Source organism: Methanobacterium aggregans, from assembly GCF_017874455.1.
Taxonomy (GTDB): domain Archaea; phylum Methanobacteriota; class Methanobacteria; order Methanobacteriales; family Methanobacteriaceae; genus Methanobacterium_C; species Methanobacterium_C aggregans.
Map to the genome: position 1 here is coordinate 401,408 of NZ_JAGGLN010000002.1, position 19,723 is coordinate 421,130.

The window sequence follows — 19,723 nt, forward strand, 5'->3', positions numbered from 1 at the left end:
CGCCCTGGCCGGGATTTGAACCCGAGTCGCAGGCTCGACAGGCCTGCATGATAGCCCCTACACCACCAGGGCAGCTCTTCATGAGAATGAGAGTATAATGGAGTATGCCTATGCACCTATAAATACTTTTCCTCTATCATACGGTAGATTTTAGTACTATATAAACCTTTGTGTTTCAAAAGATTCTGTTTCAATATGATCAAAAGCCATATTATCACGGAGAAGATTTCTCATATGAATTTTCTCGTGTTTAACAGCCAGTTATCAAAATCCCGCCTGCCGGACTTGAACCAGCAACCCTCGGATCTACAGTCCGATGCTCTGCCAAATTGAGCTAAGGCGGGATGAATGATGGGACCACCCGGATTTGAACCGGAGTCTCAGGCTCCCAAAGCCCAAAGGATCGACCAAGCTACCCTATGGTCCCATTTGAATATTCTTAAGCCATAATTAAACGGCTTAGAGCCCCGGGAGGGAATTGAACCCCCGACCACGAGATTACAAGTCTCGCGCTCCACCAGACTGAGCTACCGAGGCAATTATTTTAGCTATTTGGTATATAACCTTAAATACTTTTGGGTTGTATGTGTTTTTATCCAATTTGTTATGCGTACATGTTGGGTGGATTGGAGTGTTCAACATTCCTTACATACAGAATATTAAAATGGGATTTAATACATCAACATATTAAAATCCTTAATTCAAAGCCCAATGATAATTAATTAAACTAAATTCAATATTACCTTAAATTACTGAATTATCCAAATTATTGGTTTCAACAGTAAGGTTATTTTACTTAATTCATCCTATTATTTAAATTTATCCCTTAATTTTTCATAAAATTCTTATATCAATTATGATTTGTACCTTGTGCATACCTTGAAGCAACTTCCCTTAAAACCTCAACAACAGGTAGTTTTTCACCTGCAAGAAGGTTTATTGATGCGCCCCCACCACTGCTGATATGACTTATACCTGAAAGTCCCATCTGGTTGGCTGCAGCTGCAAGGTGACCTCCACCAATTATTGAGAAACCTTTAGACGATGCTATGGCATTTAACAGATCTTCAGTTCCTATGTTGAAGTCTTCCATCTCAAAAACACCTGCAGGTCCGTTTGCAAAGAGAGTTTCAGCTGACCTTATGATCTCAGCGTAACGCTTTATAGTCTCAGTCCCAATATCGTATATGGGTTCATTTGGAAGCTCTGAAACAGGACATTCCGCCCTCTTTTCATCAATGTAAAGGGCCAGATCAACGGGAATCTTTATCTTACCCTCAAATTTCTTCAGAAGCTCTTCTGCCTTTTTAACGTAATCCCAGTATCCCTTGTTCTTTATGAATTCATTGTTGTAACTGCCTATGTCAATCCCTGCACCAAGTAGGAATATGTTTGCAACCAGGCCCGTTGTCAGTACACAGTCTGCACTCCCATTTTCAAGGGTGTTCTCCATGACCATTATAGAATCATCAACCTTCACACCGCCCAGCACGTAAACACATGGTTTTTTAACATTGTTCACTGCATTGTACAGGGCTTTGAGTTCTTTCTCCATAACCCTTCCTGCACCTGAAGGTATCTTAAATGCAAAGCCAACTAAAGATGCTTGAGACCTGTGAGCTGCTGCAAATGCATCGTTGATGAAGTAATCTGCAAGTGGGGCCAGCTTGCGGACCATATGGGTTTCTGCCTGGAGTTCAGGTTCTCGCTTCAGGATTTCTTCAGAGTAAAACCTGACGTTCTCCAGTAGAAGAATATCACCCCGCTGCATCAATGATATTGCATTTCTTGCGTTGCTCCCAAATATGTCATCAACGTATCGAACCTCATGATTCAAAATATTTGACAATGCCTCTGCATGCTGCTCCAGTGTTGTGAAATCCTTTTTACCTGGTCGGCTCTGATGGGCCAGTACCACGGTCTTTGCGCCCTTATCTGAAAGTTCTTTTATGGTTCCAGCATGGAGCTGTATCCTTGTGTCATCCAGTAAAATCCCTGTATTCGGGTCAACAGGCGAGTTTATATCAACCCTTACAAGGACTGTTTTATCCTCAATATCAAAGTCGTCAATTGTGTAGAAGTCAAGAGACATTCCTTTCACCGTTTTTCATATTAAAATGATTTATTAAAGATTTATTAAATTTATAATGGCTTACAGTTAATGTAGATTGAATAATTAAATAAATATTGTTTTTTGAAATATTTTTAAAATTATGGACATTGGCAAAAAATTATATATTATCAGGATACATGTTTTTGCATCTATCCTGAATTTGTATCAGAATCAAACTCAACTAAGTTTTGGTGAGCTAGAAAAAATAAATTGCAGGGAAAAATCCCCAGTTAATTTTATATCTTACTCACAAGGTTCAGAAGTGCTGCTTTAGGATCGTCTGCAAGTATTATTCCAGATGCAAGAAGAACACCCTCTGCTCCAAGATCCATGGCTGCCTTCATATCCTCCCCTGTGGAGATTCCTGCACCACAGAGAACCTTTACATCAGGATTTATCTGGTGTATAACATCAACTGTTCCTTCAACAACTTCAGGTTCTGCCTTTGAAACTGGTATTCCTGATCCTATGAGTTCAGGAGGTTCTATTGCAACGAAGTCTGGCCTGAGGGTTGCTGCAGCTGCACTGGTTTCAACGTTGTTGGTGCAGACAACACTCACCATATCATTGGCTGTAACCTTCTTAACCACATTATCAATATCTGCAAGTTTCATCCTCTGTTCTGAGTGATTTATAAGGGTTCCAGATGCCCCTGCTTCCTTAACAGATTCCAGGAGTATGCTTCCTGTGTGTCCGCCGGCATCAACAGGATCCACGTGATGTGCAAAGACTGGTATTTCAACTTCATTTGCTATTCTCCACAGATCAGCGTGCTGTGGCGACACAACCACGTTGATACCTGTTTCTTCTGCAACTTCTCCTGAAATTTTTGCAAGTTTCAAGGCTCTTTCCCCTGTGGATTCTAGGTAGGTTTTAAAATTCAGAATTACAATTGGAGTTCTGGTGATTTGCTTCATGATTCTCCCCCAAAAAAGTATATTATTCTGTATCTCTTTTTATAAACAGAACATAAAAGTATTTTGGTTCCTTTTAAAAGAATTATTAACAGAATAAGTTAGGGGAATAGTCTCAATCCATTCCTTAAATCTAATAATTTCATGGATTCATAAATGGAACATGAAAAAAAAATCTTATCTTTTGTTTTCTTGCATTTGTTATTTCATTTCTAAGGAAATTATGCAAAAGAAAAATTTTATGTAAAAAAAACTTTATAAAAAATTGAAAATTTAGAGGTTCAACAGTGAAAAAAAAATCCATATGGAATTTCAGCTGTTGATTCTAAATTTATATATTCTTCAGCAATTAGAGTTTTGCTGAAAGTCACATTTTAGTTCTATTAATTAATGAGGGACCTAGAAGTTTTTTCTTAATTCAAACATTCCAGGTTTTGAGGATGTTGCCCAGTACCTCATTTTGTAGCCGTTTGATTTGTAGTTGTAGTCAACCCAACCACCGTTCTTGTAAAGCTGAACAGACCTGTGCCTTGAGGACATACTCGTCCTGTACTGTATGATCCTAGCTTTAACTCCAGCTTTGGTTAACTGTCCCATTAGGTAGTCACTGTTAGCCCAGCAGTCACCCACACCTTTACCATAGGAGTACCTGTAGGTTGATGCTGCTTTAACCTTTTTGTAGGTTTTTTTGTAGGTTTTGGTCTTTTTGTAGCTTTTAGTTTTCTTGTAGGACTTCACTTTTTTGTAAGCCTTGACCTTTTTGTAACTTTTAGTTTTCTTGTAAGCCTTGACCTTTTTGTAACTTTTAGTTTTCTTGTAAGCCTTGACCTTTTTGTAACTTTTAGTTTTCTTGTAAGTTTTGACTTTTTTGGTCTTTTTGTATGCTGCGTTAACTAAAACGTTTCCACTATTCTGGTTTGCACTTAAAATAGACTTATCCTGTACGCTTAACGCACCTTGGCTCTGATCTACTGTTCCCATTGATCCTGGGATGATGCATATAGCAAAAGCTAATGCGCAAATAAGTGCCCCAATATGTAGTCGCTTAATTCTATCGCCTCCGCGCCCTAAAAACCAAATAGTTAGGACTAGAATTCTTTAACCTTCACACAGTATATAAATTTTTTTATTTAATTCTCTAAAAAAGACATTTATAGCGCCTCTTTTTAGATTTAAAACGTTTTATGAGGTTATTTAAATAAAAAATTTCAGATAATGTATCTCCATTGGTATTTTTAACAAATCAACCTATCTAAAACCTATTTCACCATAAATATGGCGCTGCGATTGAATGGTGTATCAACGTGCACAATGGAAATCATCGATTCCATTGTTTCAGTATCTTTATGGAAGATTAAGGTTGTTAAAAATAAATTAAGAAAAAATAGGGAATTAAAACTTTATTTAAACCATTTTTAACGATTTCTGATTATTGTTCATTTTTTCTGTGAAATCATGAATTAAAAGCATTTAACCTGCTTATTTTTCATTCGTCTAGCTTAGAACTTTTAAAAGGATCTATTCAAAAAAATCAGTTGAAACCATTGCAGTTGAAACTTGAAAAAATAACTATCGAAAATCATATGAGATTATACAGTGAAATGGGAAATTACAGAAAAAAAATGTTTTTATTAATAAAAAGTTGTTGAACAGCTGCTTGGCAGCTGCTGAACTTAAGGATTCATACAAGCTTTATGCTGCTACAACTGTCAATCCAGGTTTGCTTGAAGTTGCCCGGAACATGGAATTGTAACCGTAGCTTGAGTATGGAACATCCGCCCAACTACCACTCTGGTAGATCTGAACTGATCTGTGTCTTGATGAGTAAGCTGTACTGTACTGAACTATCCTTGCACTTATACCAGCTGCTTTGAGCTTGCTGTAAAGATAAGCACTCATCGCCCAACAGTCTCCACTTCCAATACTCTGCATTGCAGCCGCTGTATGTGCTGAGCTGCTGTAGCCGTACCTTGCACCACTTTTAAGGATCTGAGCTGTGGTTGAAGAGGAACTGATACTGTAGGTTGTGGTCGTTGTTTTGGAAACAGACGCTGCTTTAGCTGTTTTGTAGTAAACCTTTTTGTAGGTCACGACCTTCGTGTACTTGTAGTACTTCTTGTACTTGTAGTACTTTTTATGGTTCTTGTAGTAAGCTACTTTCTTGTAGTAAGCCACCTTCTTGTAGGTCACAACTTTCTTGTAATAGTAAGAAGCTGCACTGGCTTCTGCAACACTTCCACTGTTTCCATTTGAATTTAAACTAACTTTTTCTTGTACGCTTAGCGTACCTTGGCTCTGATCTCCTGCTCCCATTGATCCTGGGATAATGCAGATAGCAATAGCTACAGCAAATAGAAGTGCGCCAACATTAAGTCGCCTAATTATACCGCCTCCGAACCTATAATGCTTTGATTATAGGAATCTTTTTGGATAACATTAGGTCAACCTCAGGCACATATAAAGGTTTTGATTTAATTTCCAAAAAACGGCCATTATAGAGTCCCTTTTTAGATTTAAAACGCTTTAAATGGATATTTAAATGAAGGATTTGGAAGAAGGTCATTTTATTGACACTTTTAAGAAACAACCATAGTTTTAGGACTGTTTCAAAAAAATAAGCCCATTCAATATGTTTTTGTTTGCAGTTACCCCACCGTAATCAATTGACAAATAATATTTAAACTCCGTTGACTTTAAAAAGTTTTTTTAAGAGCTTTTTTGATTCAAAGAGGGATTTATAAATAAATAAATAAAAAATAACTCATTTGAGAAGTTTTTTAAAATTTGAACTGAATCCTGATATAACGAACAAAATGCTTCTTTATTGAAGATGTTCATGGTTTGGAAGTTATTACTAAGGATCATGCCAGATGAATTGGTTATGAACTGTTCAATGATCATCATCCATGCAGGTAGAAAAAAAGCTTATTAAACCTTATTAAAATTTTATTAAAAATATTTCATTAAATAATTCCGAAATGGAATGAAACATGAACCATTCAAACAATTAAAATAGAAAATATGGGGGACAGATCCCTCTGCCCTCCCAAGTACGTTTATATTCCCTATATCTCACTGAACTTCAATGTTTTTCTCTGTTACCATATGGGCAACGATACATTGGGTATGCTTGATGCAATACCATCTGAGCTCGAGTTTTCACTTGTAAAACACTTAATTTGTACTTACCACAAACATTCCAGGTTTCGAAGATGTTGCGTAGTATACCTTTTTGTAACCATTGGCTTTGTAGTTGTAGTCAACCCATTTACCGTTCTTGTACAGCTGAATAGATCTGTGCCTTGAGGACAGACTTGTTCTGTACTGTATGATCCTAGCTTTAACATGGGCTTTGGTTAGTTGACTCATTAGAACTGCACTGTTAGTCCAACAGTCACCTACACCCTTACCTGAAGAGGAGTAAGAGTAAGTGTAAACTGATGCTGCTTTCACTGATCTGTAGACCTTCTTGTAGGAGGTAACCTTCTTGTACTTGTAGTACTTCTTGTATTTGTAGTACTTTTTATGGTGTTTGTAGTAAGCTACTTTCTTGTAGTAAGCCACCTTTTTGTAGTAGGTAACTTTCTTGTAGTAGTAAGAAGCTGCACTGGCTTGTGCAACACTTCCACTGTTTCCATTGGAATTTAAACTAATTTTATCTTGTACGCTTAACGTACCTTGGCTCTGATCTATGGTTCCCAATGATCCTGGGACAATACATATAGCAAAAGCTAATGCACATAGAAGTGCGCCAATATGTAGTCGCCTAATTATACCGCCTCCATACCTATAATACTTTGATTATAGGAATCTTTGGATACAATGGGATCATCGTCGTGCATATATAAAGGTTTTGATTTAATTTCCAAAAAAAGGCACGTAGCATGCTCTTTTTTAGATTTAAAACGCTTTCTGAGGTTATTGAAGTAGATGATCTTGGATAAGGATTATCCATTGTTATTTCTAGTAAATCAGCTTATTTTAAAGTCCATTCCTCCAAAATACCCATATGCGATCCTTTTGTAGAGAGGTAAATACATTCCGATTGAACTATAATTTATGAAATTCCTTTTTTTAAATAGATATCTTGTTTTTAGGGATTAAATAACCATATAACCATTTAAAACAGAGATAGCCCTAAATCAGATTATTCTAAAAGGATTTAATATAAAATTTAAAAATCTTAATAAAAGCCTTGAAAGCTTGAAAAAATCGCCTAAAATTTTACATAATTTCAAAGGATTCCTATTAACATGCATTATTAAAAGTATGAATTTATTGAGTGATGAATCATCCAGATAGATGTGAATTATGGCACGAACATATATAGATTCCATGAAAAATGGTGATTCTTACTAAATTTTCCAAGGGGTTTTTAGTAGATTTATATTACTTTACAGAGAATTAATATTAATTTTTATATTGATTTTTATTGAAAACATCACGGATCTTTAAGGATCTTTTGATTTACACAACTACCGAATAGACACATCTATATATATATTACAAAGCAACTCACCAACAATTCATTATAAATATAATACAATCCAATTTTAATGAAACGTAGTCTACGTTATAAAGAATTATTTTGAATGTTATATTTTAATATCACAAATTGAATGATACTATGCTGCTTAAAGATGAAGATAAAAGGGACCTCGAAAAGAAGGGTTACAGATTTGCAGGTGAACACAGACATGCAGCTGCAAAGGTCTGCCACTGGACCCGTAAAAGTCTGGTGGATGAAGGAGTATGTTACAAAGAAAGGTTCTATGGTATCAAAAGCCACAGATGTCTCCAGATGTCCCCAAGCATTCCATTCTGTCACCATAAATGTCTCTTCTGCTGGAGGGATGTTTCCATAACCAAGACAGAGTGGGTTGAAGAGTACGATGAACCAAAAACCATTATAGATGACTGCATTGAGAATCAGAGAAATCTTCTCTGCGGCTACTTTGGAAACTCAAAGGCCAACATGAAAAAACTTCAGGAAGCCCAGGATCCTAAAAATGCTGCAATATCCCTTGCAGGAGAACCCATGCTCTACCCAGAAATAGATGGACTTCTTGAAGAGTTTAAAAGAAGAGACTTCACAACCTTTCTCGTTACCAATGGAATGACACCCTCTAAACTGAAAGAACTTGAAACAGAACCCACCCAACTCTACGTGTCCCTCGATGCACCCAATGAAAAGGATTATAAAAGCCTGTGCCAACCACAGGTTGATAATGGTTGGAAGCTTCTGAATGAATCCCTTGAACTTTTATCAAGCTTCGATTGTAGAACAGTTCTCAGAACAACCTGCGTTAAGGGCTACAACATGATGAAACCTGAAGGTTATGCAGAACTAATCAGAAGGAGCAATCCAGATTTTGTTGAGATAAAGGCATACATGTACGTTGGAAATTCCAGGCAGCGCCTTGAACTTGGAAACATGCCTTCCTTCAGTGAGGTTAAAGAATTTGCAGAATCTGTTGCAAAATTATGCGGCAGAGAAGTGGTTGATGAAGCCTATGAAAGCCGTGTTGTTCTCCTATCATGATTTTAGTTAATATATGATATTTATATTATCTATAATCTACATTTCAACGGTTTTATGTGATTACATCATCCATTACATTTGATTATTTCATTTTTTGATTATTTCATTTTAATCATTACTCTCTGAATTCATGATTCATTTTAGGATTGCATTCAACTATTTTTTTTAATAATTCAAATCCAAGTTTTTATAGGAATTAAAAATGATTTTAGGAATTTATACACTCCACAAAATTTAATTAAGATATTAATCATAAGTACATGAAAATATGAAAGGAGTGTTAACATGAAGAAACTAGCAGTTGGATTGATTTTGATACTCGTATCTTTAAGTCCCATATACGCCACTTCAGGATTTGCAGTAACCTACGGTGAGGCAACTTACTCAAACCCTGCCTGGAAAAATTCAGTTACAAGTTACTTCCAGTCCCACACAGATAAAAACATCAGCGATGCAACTTCAAAGGTTATTACTGCATCTGAAGTGAATACCGTGTCCAAGGGTGTTACAGGGAAAACTTACAGCTCAAGTCAGATATATTCCTGTGCAATGGTGGATCTCAGCTACTCAAATGGAATAAAGATCGTGGTGGATAAAAGTAAGATAAGTGTTGTAACACCTAAAATGTATGCAAATGCACTTAAATCAACTGGAATAACAAATGGATACGTTGTTGTAACATCACCAGTCACTGCTTCAGGTGAATCTGCACTTGCAGGTGTGCTTAAATCCTACGAAATTGCAGTTGGAACTTCAATACCAGAACAGGCTAAAAAAGCAGCCACCGAAGAACTTTACACTGAAACACAGATAGTTAACCAGACAGGACAGAGTGGAGATAACGTGGCAACCCTCTTCGATAAGGTGAAGACTGAAGCAACGAACCAGAACACCCAGGATCCTGCCCAGATAAAAGTTATAGTCGTGAACATTGCAAACAACATGAACATCAACCTAACGGATAGCCAGGCCCAGCAAATTGCAGATGCAGTTGCAGGTTCTCTGCAGGCTCAGTCAAGTCTTACTGACTTTAAGAATCAACTTCAAAGTGTTACAGATCAGGCCAGTCAGTCAAGTGGAATACTGAATCAGATATGGAATTATCTACAGGGACTTTATGATTATTTGGCAGGGGTTGTCTCAGGTCAAAGTCTGTGATCCCCACATCTCTTTTTTAAATATCCTTTAAATTTGGTTGAATAATCACATCAAGGTATCAAATCCCATGAAATTATGAATGAAAAGGGTATGGATGGAATGAATCCCTTGAATAAATTAAACTGCCTTAAAGAAAATTAGATAGATACAATATTAACTGTGCAAAGATAATTTAAAAGTGAACCAATTATAATTATAATCCTGTAATACATTAAAAAAAATCAAAGAATAATTCCTTTAATTACAGATCATATTATTAGTACTGATTTAATAGTGATAAACATGCTTATAGCTCAAAACCATCTTCAGCTCATATTGGAAGTCGCAATAATGATTCATGTTGGAGTACTTCTCCTTTTCAATATAATAACCATCCCATTGAGTATGGTTCTCTTCCTTTCATTGTTATTAACTGCCCTACTGGCACTGGTATTTGGATTGGATGCAACCTTCCTTTTTTTACCATTTCTCTCGCACCATGAATTCACCCACCCCTTCGGCCCTCTGGCTGTTTTTGGATGGGTAACCCTTGCTGCATCTGCAAGTCTCTTGAGTGAAGTGGACATTAAATCATCGTCCATCAAGGCACTTTCTTACATCCTTTTCTTTGTTATAGCAGTTGCAGGAGGCCTTATGCACAGATCATTCCTGTTACTGTGGTTCCTTGGATGGATCATTGGAACCGTTATAATGTCCAAGAGCTTCAAAAGAACGTCTCAAATTACTCCAAAAAGAGTAATAGGCCTGTTAATTGTGGCTTTGGGAAGTTTTGGAGTGCTGGAACTGTTTTCAAGGATCTTCAACAAAGCCGTGCTGAGCCCACTCTTGAGAATTTCACGTCTTGAAGATAATGCAATGCCCAGCCTAGGTATGGTTGTTCATAACACCACATTCTGGGGGCATGTGCAGGGTTCCTGCTACTGGGGAGCCAACTGTCTTGGAGGATCCGATGGCTACATATCCCTCCCAATGAACCTCATAAATTTATTCACACTTCCACTTCCACTCTTCTTTGGAGTGCTTGTTACAAAAAAGGATGTAATAGATTACATGCTCCCTGGAATATTTGGAATAGCATTCGACTTTGGATACGGAAGTTTAATACTCTTCCTTGGCTGGTGCCTCCTTGTAATGTTCACAGGATTTTACATACTCAGGAAATATAGAAGCACACGTAAAAATGGGAGTAGAAGATATCTGGGCCGTGAAGCACTTTTAATAGGTGCTCTGACAGCATTCATTTGCCAGACCATCATAGGACTGTTCCTCTTTAACAGAACCATCAATGGATCTGCAATGCTGACTTACATGATGCTTTCAGCACTTGTTATGGCCCATGTTGTTAACGTTAAAACTAGAGTGTGATTTAAAGATTTAGAACAATTAATAATTGAAATCAGGTAGGTTTCAATTTATTAAGTTTTTGTACTGGAAATTAGTTCTTTTACTAAGTAAACTACCTTATTCCATTATTTTATTGGCCAATAGTCTAATTCTAAAAATCATAATATCAGTATCCTAGGAATTATTTTTTTACCTTAACTTTTTTAGCCAAATGAATTTTAAAGAAATATTGAATTAAAGCATAGAGAAATAAATTAAAAATTAAAATAATTAAAAATTAAAATAATTAAAAATTAAAATAAAACTTTTCTGAATTAAAAGAATTGACATGAAAAGTGGGTAATAATACTCTTCAGTATGTCTAACTTCAGGTGTAACATCCTTAACTTATGAAGATTCTAGGTATATACCACTCATTCTTGATAGGTGGGATGAAGTGGATCATTGAATTTAAACAACAACAACTCTCAGAATTAATGACGTTCCATATTGAACTATGTGAAATATTAAGAGTTCTTTTAAAATAAAAGTAGGAAAAGGATTAGGTTAAAATGAAAGGATGGGTTGAAAAAGATATTTGAAAAATGTTAAAATAAAAGGTGTTCAAGTCATGGACTTGCAGATGTCAACTGCCTTTTTTGCAGCTTCTTCCATGGAAGTTTCGAATGAAAGTCCTGCTTCAGCAAGTATTTTCTGACCTTCCTCTTCATTTGTACCTGTTAACCTTATGACAATTGGAACTTTACGGTTGGAAGAGTTCATAACATCAAGAACACCCCTTGCAACATCATCAGCCCGAGTTATACCACCCAACACATTTAAAAACACAACTTTGACATTTTCATCTGAGATAACAATGTTCAACGCCTTTGCAATACTCTCTTCCGATGCACCACCACCTATATCCAGGAAAGTGGCAGGTTTACCTCCATAAATGTGTAACATGTCCATTCCACTGAGTGTAAGGCCTGCACCGTTTCCAATAACCGCAATATTTCCCTTGAGTTTAACGTATGCAAATTCAGGTTTATGCACATGTTCAAGTTCTGCAAGCTTTTTCTGCCTGTAAAAAGCATCATCATCCACTTCAAATTTAGCATCAGCTGCAAAAAGTTCCTCCCCTGTAAATACTAGGGGGTTTATTTCAGCTATGGTTAAATCATAGTCCTTAAATGCCTGGAAGAGTTTCCAAATTATTGAACCAACCTTGGAGATCAAGTGGCTTGGAACACCCATTTTAATGGCAACTTCCCTTGCCTGGTAGGGTAAAAACTCTTCAAGTGGGTTTAAATAGTACTTGATTATTTTTTCAGGGGTTTTCTTGGCAACTTCCTCAATATCCACACCACCCTGAAGACTTGCCAGTACCAGAGGTTTTTTGGTTGACCTGTCCAAAACAACACTGACATAAAATTCTGATTGGATGTTCAGTTTTTCCTCCACAAGCACTATTTCAACAGGTTCTCCATTCACCTCTGATCCAAGAAGCCCTTCTGCTACAACGTAAGCTTCAGCTGGTGTTTCTGCAAATTTTATTCCCCCAGCTTTACCCCTACCCCCTACAAGTACCTGGGATTTGATGGCAACAGGTTTTCCTATAGTTTCAGCTGCTTTTTGAGCTTTCTCTGGGTTTTCTGCAATGATACTCTCAGGCACAGGAATTCCCTCTACCTGAAATATTTTTTTAGCTATGTACTCATGAATTTTCAAGTTAATCATCCTCCCCGACTAGAGATGTTCCTGCATCAAATGCAGCAAGGTTCTTATCTTCAGTACCTGGTGGAACACTTTCTGCCACTGCCTGTCGGGCTGCTTTCTCAGATATAACCTTTGTTATCCTTGTTATTGCACCTATCATCACTATGTTGGCAACGATCTTCAATCCAACAACTTCTTCAGCTGTTTTGGTTACAGGTGCCTTGTGAAATTTTATGTTGTGATCCTCCACGAATGGCAGAACCTCATCCTCAATTATCATATCGGGATCAACTATCAAAGTGCCACCATCCTTTAGATCATCAAGGTAAGCTATCAATGCCTCATGGGATAATGCTACAAAAATGTCTGGCTTTTGAACCTTTGGATAGTCTATCTCCTCATCACTTATTACAACTTCAGTTCTTGAAGCTCCGCCCCTTGCTTCAGGACCGTAAGATTGGGTTTGAACAGCGTTTATTCCATCGTGAAGGGCTGCAGCTTTTCCTATAACTATTCCTGCAAGGATTATGCCCTGACCTCCAAAACCTGCTATTCTTATGTCTTTACGCATCTTAAGCCTCCTTGTAAGCTGACTTAACTGATTGAGGAGTTCCATTTTGACATTTGTCTGCAATTAACTTGCAGAGTTTCTCTGCAAATTCAGGTTCTTTCTTATCCTGAAATTCTCCTATGACAATTTTTCCCTCAAGTTCTTCTTCAGGAAGTTTATCAGCCTTTCTTTTCATCATACTGGACTCCTTCATCCAGTTCATCATGTCGATGGGAGAACGCATCTTATTTTTACGTCCGAAGTAGGTTGGACATTGGGATATCGTTTCAACAAATGAGAACCCCTTATTTTCAAGACCTTTTTTTATGGAATTTGAAAGCGGTACTGGATGTGTGGTTGTCCATCGTGCAACGTAGGTTGCACCTGCTGCTTTTGCAAGTTCTGAAAGGTTGAAAGGCCTTTCAATTGCCCCATATGGTGCTGTACTTCCATAGCTTCCCTTGGGACTTGTTGGGCTTATCTGTCCTCCAGTCATACCATATATGTTGTTGTTTATGCAGATAACAGTCAGGTCTATGTTTCTCCTTGCACCATGTATCAGGTGGTTTCCACCTATTGCAGCAGCATCACCGTCTCCTGTGAACACAACAACATCGAGGTCAGGATTTGCAAGTTTCAGTCCTGTTGCAAATGCTATTGGTCTTCCATGGGTTGTGTGGAGTGAATCACACTTCACGTAGCCGGGTATTCTTGATGAACACCCTATACCTGAAACGAGTACAAGGTTGTCAAAGTCCATTTCTGCAAGTTCCATGGCATTGAAGAATGCGTTCATGACGATACCATTCCCACATCCTGGGCAGAAGATGTTTGGAAGTCTTTCCTTCCGGAGGTACTTCATAAAACGGCTTTCCTTCTTTTCATCCATCTTATCTCATCTCCGTGTTACAGTATATCCTTAAATTCTGTATTATCATTAAATTTATTTTTAAATTAATATTTAGAAGTTATTTGTCTGAAATAATATTATTTAACTTAATTAAACAGATGTTCCAAATTTGAAGCTTTTTTAATGGATATTAACAATTTTAATCATTAATTGTTTCAATCTGATCTTATTTTTTCAAGTATTTCCTCAGGTAAATGCATTTCTCCACCGATCTTTGGGAGGAGTTCAACTTCTTTATCCCTGAGAACCCTTTGAACCTCGTAAAATACCTGTCCAAGGTTCATCTCTACAACCAAAATTTTTTTGGCATTGCTCACGGCCTGGATCAGTTTTTCTTCAGGGAATGGCCAGACAGTTTCAAGCTTCACAAAACCTGCCTTTATACCCTCTTCTCTTGCATTTTTAACTGCTGTAAGGACTGACCTTGATGGTGCACCGTAAGATACAACCACAACCTCTGCATCATCTGTGAAGGTTGTTTTGATCCGGGTTATTTCATCCCTGTTTTTCAGGATCTTGTCACATAACCTTGTAACCAGTTTTGAATGGGTTTTGGGGTTGGATGCATCTGGATATCCCCTTTCATCATGGGTCAATCCTGTTATGTGCATCTTGTAACCATCACCGAAAGCAGGCATTCTTGAAGTTCCAGTGGGATCCGCCCTGTAGGGCAGGAAATTTTCAGGAGATTCTTCAGGCATCTTTCTTGGTGTGATGTCAACGTGTTCAGGTATGGTGATCTTCTCCCTCATATGGCCAACGATTTCATCGCTCATTACCATAACTGGTACACGGTACTTTTCAGCCAGGTTGAATGCTTCAACTGTGAAGTCAAAACATTCCTGGACAGATGATGGTGAAAGAGTTATTACTTCGTAGTCTCCATGGGATCCCCAGCGTGCCTGCATCATGTCGCTCTGGGAGGCCATTGTTGGCTGGCCAGTGGATGGTGATCCACGCTGCATGTTCACGATTACAATGGGTGTTTCTGTCATGGCTGCGTATCCCATATGCTCCATCATCAGGGAGAATCCTGGGCCTGAAGTGGCAGTCATTGCCTTCATACCGCCCCAAACAGCACCTATAACAGCACCAAGTGCCGATATTTCGTCTTCCATCTGTATGAATGAACCTCCCTCCCGTGGGAGGAAAACTGCCATGTCTTCGGCTATTTCAGTTGAGGGGGTGATTGGGTATCCTGCAAAGAACCTGCAGCCCGCCTTAATGGCACCCCTGGCACAGGCCTCATTTCCCTGTATAAAGAATTGATCAGTCTTCATCTTCTTCATCCACCCTTATTGCTTGATCTGGACACATAAGAGTGCAAGTACCGCATCTGGTGCATCTTTCCCCATGAACTGGTACTGGCAGGCGCACACCCTTTTTATTGGGTGTTTTTGACTGCTCATAAACCTTCCTGGGACAGAACTCAGTGCAGATATTGCATCCCTTGCATAAGTTCTCATTAACGGTTATCATATTCATTCCCTAATTTATGGTAATTAAACAGAAATTTATCAATATATGATGTATAGCCCTAATAATATAAAAATTAATGCAGAATTAGTGGAGTTCTTATAAAGTGATCCAAACTGTGTGAATTAAAATTAGTATCATTAAAAAGGACAAAGTTCATTTAAGTCATAGCATCATCCAAACCCGGAACATGATTAAAATATTTGCTATTAAAGATTCAAGCTCATAATCACTTATTTTTATAATTTTAAATGGCTAATTTTGTTTTAACCGAGTAAATTTTGATGGTACCTTTAACACCGTTTTCTGAAATTACAAGGCTTTTAATTGCAGAATTATTTAAATTAAAAGTACATGTTTATTTTGATTCTCATTAAAAAATGGAATACCTTTGTTGTAAATTATATTTCCATTAAATTGAGCTATTGACTGCCTACCCTTTACATCAGCATTATAACCCATATTAAAAGACCATGGGTGCCTGTACTTACTGGTGCCCATGATAAATTGTAATTTATCCTAATATTCATGGTTCCTGAAGGTATGGTAACAACGGTGTCCTCTACTGAATCCATTCCACCTACGTTATAACTTCCTATTAGCGTGCTTTTGGTAGTTGTTAAAGTGTTGTTGGTAGTTACAGTGTGGGTTAATACGAATGGTATCAAACAACAAGGAAAACCAAAGCCCCAATCCCCATTAAAATCCGTTTTTTAGTTTATCCCAGACCTTGAACCAGCCTCAGATTCTGATTCTTCATCCAGTGACAAAACCTCACTAAATTTTAAAGTGCCTCCACACTCACACTTATCACTGAAATCCTCAGGAGACTCCCCAGGCTGTAACTGGTAGTATCCTCCACATTTCTCACAGACTAAATATCCATTGCTTTCAGATAGATAGAATAATGCTGCGGATCTGTAGATGTAGATCTCTATGTAGGGAACTATGAGCAATTGGATTAACAGAACCCCTACAATTTTAAGCGAAGCTAAACTGAAAAGGGCTACAATGAAAGCTCCTATAATTATAACAATTAAACCAATGATTATGGCACTTATATACAATTTTACAAGGTTACCCCATCCAATATTAGAGATCTTCTTGAATATTTCGCGGACTTCAAATGCTGCCCCAAGATCATCATAAAATGCCATATTTGCCAATGCCATTAAAAATACCGGAAGCATTACAATCAAGTAAAAAATTGCAATTAAAATCAAAATTCCAAGGAGTATTACAACACTATTTCCCATAATGCCCGCAGTTAAACCTAAACCTAATCCACCAACTATCATAATCAAGAAAAAAGGAAGGATATAACCGATAACAACCACAAATATTTTAATACCATCTACAAACAGGTCAAACCCATTGTTAAAATCTGGGAGTTCTTCAAAACCAGCTAAAGAATATTTCAGAATTCTGATCTTATACCCATATACAAATAACCCAAATATTAACCCAAAAAGACCTGAAATGGCTAATAAGATCAGAGTAATACCTGCAGATTGGAGAACACCCATAGATTCAAAAATATAATTTAAACTACTCAGCATTACAAGGATTCCAAAAATCAAAAGCTTCTTCCAATCTGAAAACGGATATTTAATGGAATTTTTTACTATTTCCCCAACCTTCATGAGCATTACACCTGTAAACAATTGAAATCAATATTATATTAACATAACAAAATAATATTTAATACTTTCTATTTTATTTCTATATAACCCGGTAAGAGCATCAGTAGAACTATTTTTAGGATGTTCTTTAAAAATAAAAGGATATTCCTAATTCTTTCAAAATATTTCCTTCATCAATCATGTTTAAAAAGATTTTAAATCCAATAAAACTCGTTGAATGTTTAATTCAATCAATTCCAAAAGTTTTGAAAAAAATAAAAGCAGTACTTAGGTATGAAAGTTCATTTCAATATTAAAAAAAGTGAGGTTAAAAAATTCCAAATTGAGAAGTTCAAACTAAATTCGATAACAAAAATCAGGAAAGTAGTTCATGGAATGATCTCTCATGGAATGATCTCAAGGTAATGAGCCTCATTTGCACCAGCATTAAACTCTATACTTGTAACACCATCCATTATATCTTCAAATATCTGCCATAATGTGTCATCATCTGCGTAGATGCAGAAAACATTTTTATCTTTAAGTGTAACCTTCTCAACACCTTCATAATCATTTTTAAGGTCTTGGTATATTTCATCAGCAGTGACATTACTATCTGTTTCAGCTTCTTTTCTAACAGTTTGGTTATTAATATCCATGAATAGTCCTCCGTATCAAATTTCACCAACGAACCCAATGAATGAGTTCAATGAATCAATTTTAGTAAGTAGAGTTTATGTTGGTTAAAATAGGTTATTTCATCATTTATGAATTATTTGTTATGAATTATTTTATTTTTAAAACACTGTTAAAAAAATAGTGAAATTAATGGTTTAATTATTTTTTTAAATTAGGGTTTATTCCCTGGTATTCATTGCTCTTTTACTGATCTCGGGTTTTATTCTTCGATCTTTTCTATGTACATAAGGGGATAGTTAAGCTCTTCAACATACCTCAACCTCACAGTTACCCTTTTACCACCATAGACTGATGAAACCTTAACATCCAACATTTCACCTGTGAGGGAGATGTAATCATATTCATTTTCAACGGCGTGGAGTGTGTTCCTGTCTATGGTAACCTCCAGTTTTTCTATACATGGCTGGAGTTCCATTGCACCCTTTATGGATCTTTCAAGGGATTCAGCACTTTTGATACTGACTGGGGTTCCAACGAACTGATGAAAAAGTGCACCCATGGTTATTGCACCTTCAAATATTGCCCTTTCCCTTTCTGAAATATTACTGAAGTACTCTGAATCCACATCCACTTTATCCACAGTTTCTGTATTCAAATTCTTTGTATCCAAATTCTCTGAGTTCTCTTTCATTCAAACACCTGATAATATGACATTTAATATGGGATGTATAGTTGGATACACCCAAAAAACGTTAAAACTGAAATCTAAACACCTAATAAACTGTTCATCCATGACAATCCTGATCCAACAGCATCTGGAAGGGGTTGATAGAAGTATCCTACCACAAGGAGCAATGTGAATAGAACTGTTGCTGCAAATATCAGGATCTTATCCTCTTTAACAGGATATAAATAGCTCAGTATCGTTCCAACCGCAAAAAAACCAGCCATTATAATGAATGCATATTCAGGGTTGTTCGGGGGTTTTTTCTCGGTCTTCTCCTGTATTGGATATATCTTACCCTGTTTCGCCTCTATCACCAGCCTTTGAGCTGATGATCCCAGGGGATAACATGTTATAAGGAACAGCACTTTTCCCTGTTCCACGGATAATCTGTAGGAAGCTGGAACTATTGTTGAGTTGATAACAGTGTACTCCACGTTACCTATCCCCGGCCATTCAAGGGTTATGTTGTCTCCTGCCTTAAGCTCGTTGAGCCTGAGAAACGGGGACCCATGAAGGGTCCTGTGACCAAAAAGAACAACCGTTCCATAGCCTGGTTTGGAAGATGCAGGTTCATGGTAAACACCATAATTAATGGATTTATTGTTTATGGCCTGATCAACACCTATTTTAGATATTTCAAGGTAAGGAGTGTCTGAGATGTTCTTGGTTACCTCCTGGGCAGATGCATAGTAATTAACTTCCACGATGCAGTAGAATGAAATTATGAGCAGACCCAGCACCACGAAGATGGTTGAAATTTTCATGGTTATTAATATGAAACTCATCTTTAAGAACCCTTTGATCCTTCATGAAAATGGGCTCATGAACCTTGCAAAAATTTGGGAAACAGTGATCAACAAAGATTTCGGTTTTAATTTCAATTTATAGATTATAGGTAGGTTATGGAACAAATTAAGTATAGATTATAGGATAAAAACTTGAAAAAAAGTATATCAAAAATAATTTTTTTAAAATTTGAGTTTATAGAGGGATTTATTTAAAAAAAAGGGTTTGAAAGATTAAAAAAAAT

Annotated in this window: 18 protein-coding genes and 4 tRNA genes; 3 read left to right on the forward strand and 19 right to left on the reverse strand. The window is 36.9% G+C overall.

All coding sequences use genetic code 11. The annotated features are described in order from the left end of the window. The 9 genes from J2756_RS04760 to J2756_RS04800 form a co-directional block, all read right to left on the reverse strand. Positions 1-72, reverse strand: a tRNA-Asp gene (locus J2756_RS04760). A gap of 198 nt (positions 73-270) precedes the next feature. Further along, positions 271-344 (reverse strand) — tRNA-Tyr (locus tag J2756_RS04765). Between the two features lie 8 nt (positions 345-352). Next, positions 353-427 (reverse strand) — tRNA-Pro (locus J2756_RS04770). 36 nt (positions 428-463) lie between these two features. Then, positions 464-537, reverse strand: a tRNA-Thr gene (locus tag J2756_RS04775). Positions 538-850: 313 nt separating this feature from the next. Beyond that, positions 851-2,092: a phosphoglycerate kinase gene (locus tag J2756_RS04780; protein WP_209583061.1), complete on the reverse strand. Its 1,242-nt coding sequence runs from the start codon at positions 2,090-2,092 to the stop codon at positions 851-853. Positions 2,093-2,349: 257 nt separating this feature from the next. Continuing rightward, the gene (gene tpiA / locus J2756_RS04785) at positions 2,350-3,030 is read right to left on the reverse strand and encodes a triose-phosphate isomerase (protein WP_209583063.1); all 681 of its coding nucleotides are present in this window, start codon (positions 3,028-3,030) and stop codon (positions 2,350-2,352) included. Positions 3,031-3,426: 396 nt separating this feature from the next. Further along, positions 3,427-4,008, reverse strand: coding sequence for a hypothetical protein (locus J2756_RS04790; RefSeq protein ID WP_209583065.1), 582 nt, complete (start codon positions 4,006-4,008; stop codon positions 3,427-3,429). Between the two features lie 711 nt (positions 4,009-4,719). After that, positions 4,720-5,340, reverse strand: coding sequence for a transglutaminase domain-containing protein (locus tag J2756_RS04795; RefSeq protein WP_209583067.1), 621 nt, complete (start codon positions 5,338-5,340; stop codon positions 4,720-4,722). An 861-nt stretch (positions 5,341-6,201) separates the two neighbouring features. Further along, a complete protein-coding gene (locus tag J2756_RS04800; protein ID WP_209583070.1) occupies positions 6,202-6,729 on the reverse strand; it encodes a hypothetical protein in 528 nt (175 codons plus the stop codon). A 925-nt stretch (positions 6,730-7,654) separates the two neighbouring features. On the opposite strand from J2756_RS04800, the gene twy1 reads away from it, so the two are divergent. From twy1 to J2756_RS04815, 3 genes are all read left to right on the forward strand, one after another. Beyond that, the gene (twy1, locus tag J2756_RS04805; protein WP_209583073.1) at positions 7,655-8,569 is read left to right on the forward strand and encodes a 4-demethylwyosine synthase TYW1; all 915 of its coding nucleotides are present in this window, start codon (positions 7,655-7,657) and stop codon (positions 8,567-8,569) included. A 285-nt stretch (positions 8,570-8,854) separates the two neighbouring features. Next, complete coding sequence (locus tag J2756_RS04810) at positions 8,855-9,727, forward strand: DUF1002 domain-containing protein (protein WP_209583075.1); 873 nt, start codon at positions 8,855-8,857, stop codon at positions 9,725-9,727. A 282-nt stretch (positions 9,728-10,009) separates the two neighbouring features. Further along, complete coding sequence (locus J2756_RS04815) at positions 10,010-11,092, forward strand: hypothetical protein (RefSeq protein WP_209583077.1); 1,083 nt, start codon at positions 10,010-10,012, stop codon at positions 11,090-11,092. Positions 11,093-11,674: 582 nt separating this feature from the next. On the opposite strand, the gene sucC is transcribed toward J2756_RS04815, so the two are convergent. The 10 genes from sucC to J2756_RS04860 all read right to left on the reverse strand — a co-directional run bounded on the left by sucC (position 11,675) and on the right by J2756_RS04860 (position 19,478). After that, on the reverse strand, positions 11,675-12,781 hold the full coding sequence (sucC, locus tag J2756_RS04820; RefSeq protein ID WP_209583078.1) for an ADP-forming succinate--CoA ligase subunit beta: 1,107 nt from the start codon (positions 12,779-12,781) through the stop codon (positions 11,675-11,677). 1 nt (position 12,782) lies between these two features. Next, the gene (locus tag J2756_RS04825) at positions 12,783-13,340 is read right to left on the reverse strand and encodes a 2-oxoacid:ferredoxin oxidoreductase subunit gamma (RefSeq protein ID WP_209583080.1); all 558 of its coding nucleotides are present in this window, start codon (positions 13,338-13,340) and stop codon (positions 12,783-12,785) included. 1 nt (position 13,341) lies between these two features. Further along, complete coding sequence (locus J2756_RS04830; RefSeq protein WP_209583082.1) at positions 13,342-14,208, reverse strand: 2-oxoacid:ferredoxin oxidoreductase subunit beta; 867 nt, start codon at positions 14,206-14,208, stop codon at positions 13,342-13,344. Positions 14,209-14,384: 176 nt separating this feature from the next. Beyond that, on the reverse strand, positions 14,385-15,509 hold the full coding sequence (locus J2756_RS04835) for a 2-oxoacid:acceptor oxidoreductase subunit alpha (protein WP_209583084.1): 1,125 nt from the start codon (positions 15,507-15,509) through the stop codon (positions 14,385-14,387). Beyond that, a complete protein-coding gene (locus J2756_RS04840; RefSeq protein ID WP_209583085.1) occupies positions 15,499-15,708 on the reverse strand; it encodes a 4Fe-4S dicluster domain-containing protein in 210 nt (69 codons plus the stop codon). The genes J2756_RS04835 and J2756_RS04840 overlap by 11 nt, the downstream gene beginning before the upstream one ends. A gap of 437 nt (positions 15,709-16,145) precedes the next feature. Then, positions 16,146-16,280, reverse strand: coding sequence for a hypothetical protein (locus J2756_RS11635; protein ID WP_281063380.1), 135 nt, complete (start codon positions 16,278-16,280; stop codon positions 16,146-16,148). Positions 16,281-16,418: 138 nt separating this feature from the next. Continuing rightward, positions 16,419-17,348 (reverse strand): DUF4013 domain-containing protein, encoded by a 930-nt coding sequence (locus J2756_RS04845; protein ID WP_209583086.1) that lies wholly within the window; start codon positions 17,346-17,348, stop codon positions 16,419-16,421. Between the two features lie 383 nt (positions 17,349-17,731). Continuing rightward, entirely contained in the window at positions 17,732-17,986 is a 255-nt protein-coding gene (locus tag J2756_RS04850; RefSeq protein WP_209583087.1) for a hypothetical protein, read from the reverse strand. 239 nt (positions 17,987-18,225) lie between these two features. Then, a complete protein-coding gene (locus tag J2756_RS04855) occupies positions 18,226-18,597 on the reverse strand; it encodes a dihydroneopterin aldolase family protein (RefSeq protein WP_209583234.1) in 372 nt (123 codons plus the stop codon). Positions 18,598-18,731: 134 nt separating this feature from the next. Then, complete coding sequence (locus J2756_RS04860) at positions 18,732-19,478, reverse strand: class E sortase (RefSeq protein ID WP_245315932.1); 747 nt, start codon at positions 19,476-19,478, stop codon at positions 18,732-18,734. Positions 19,479-19,723: the final 245 nt, after the last annotated feature.

What these genes read in the sequence shown, in the direction of transcription:
- J2756_RS04780 (WP_209583061.1), bottom strand. Translation starts at nt 2,092, where the DNA reads ATGTCTCTTGACTTCTACACAATTGACGACTTTGATATTGAGGATAAA.
- tpiA (WP_209583063.1), bottom strand. Translation starts at nt 3,030, where the DNA reads ATGAAGCAAATCACCAGAACTCCAATTGTAATTCTGAATTTTAAAACC.
- J2756_RS04790 (WP_209583065.1), bottom strand. Translation starts at nt 4,008, where the DNA reads ATGGGAACAGTAGATCAGAGCCAAGGTGCGTTAAGCGTACAGGATAAG.
- J2756_RS04795 (WP_209583067.1), bottom strand. Translation starts at nt 5,340, where the DNA reads ATGGGAGCAGGAGATCAGAGCCAAGGTACGCTAAGCGTACAAGAAAAA.
- twy1 (WP_209583073.1), top strand. Translation starts at nt 7,655, where the DNA reads ATGCTGCTTAAAGATGAAGATAAAAGGGACCTCGAAAAGAAGGGTTAC.
- J2756_RS04810 (WP_209583075.1), top strand. Translation starts at nt 8,855, where the DNA reads ATGAAGAAACTAGCAGTTGGATTGATTTTGATACTCGTATCTTTAAGT.
- J2756_RS04815 (WP_209583077.1), top strand. Translation starts at nt 10,010, where the DNA reads ATGCTTATAGCTCAAAACCATCTTCAGCTCATATTGGAAGTCGCAATA.
- J2756_RS04825 (WP_209583080.1), bottom strand. Translation starts at nt 13,340, where the DNA reads ATGCGTAAAGACATAAGAATAGCAGGTTTTGGAGGTCAGGGCATAATC.
- J2756_RS04830 (WP_209583082.1), bottom strand. Translation starts at nt 14,208, where the DNA reads ATGGATGAAAAGAAGGAAAGCCGTTTTATGAAGTACCTCCGGAAGGAA.
- J2756_RS04835 (WP_209583084.1), bottom strand. Translation starts at nt 15,509, where the DNA reads ATGAAGACTGATCAATTCTTTATACAGGGAAATGAGGCCTGTGCCAGG.
- J2756_RS04840 (WP_209583085.1), bottom strand. Translation starts at nt 15,708, where the DNA reads ATGATAACCGTTAATGAGAACTTATGCAAGGGATGCAATATCTGCACT.
- J2756_RS11635 (WP_281063380.1), bottom strand. Translation starts at nt 16,280, where the DNA reads ATGGATTCAGTAGAGGACACCGTTGTTACCATACCTTCAGGAACCATG.
- J2756_RS04845 (WP_209583086.1), bottom strand. Translation starts at nt 17,348, where the DNA reads ATGAAGGTTGGGGAAATAGTAAAAAATTCCATTAAATATCCGTTTTCA.
- J2756_RS04850 (WP_209583087.1), bottom strand. Translation starts at nt 17,986, where the DNA reads ATGGATATTAATAACCAAACTGTTAGAAAAGAAGCTGAAACAGATAGT.
- J2756_RS04860 (WP_245315932.1), bottom strand. Translation starts at nt 19,478, where the DNA reads ATGAGTTTCATATTAATAACCATGAAAATTTCAACCATCTTCGTGGTG.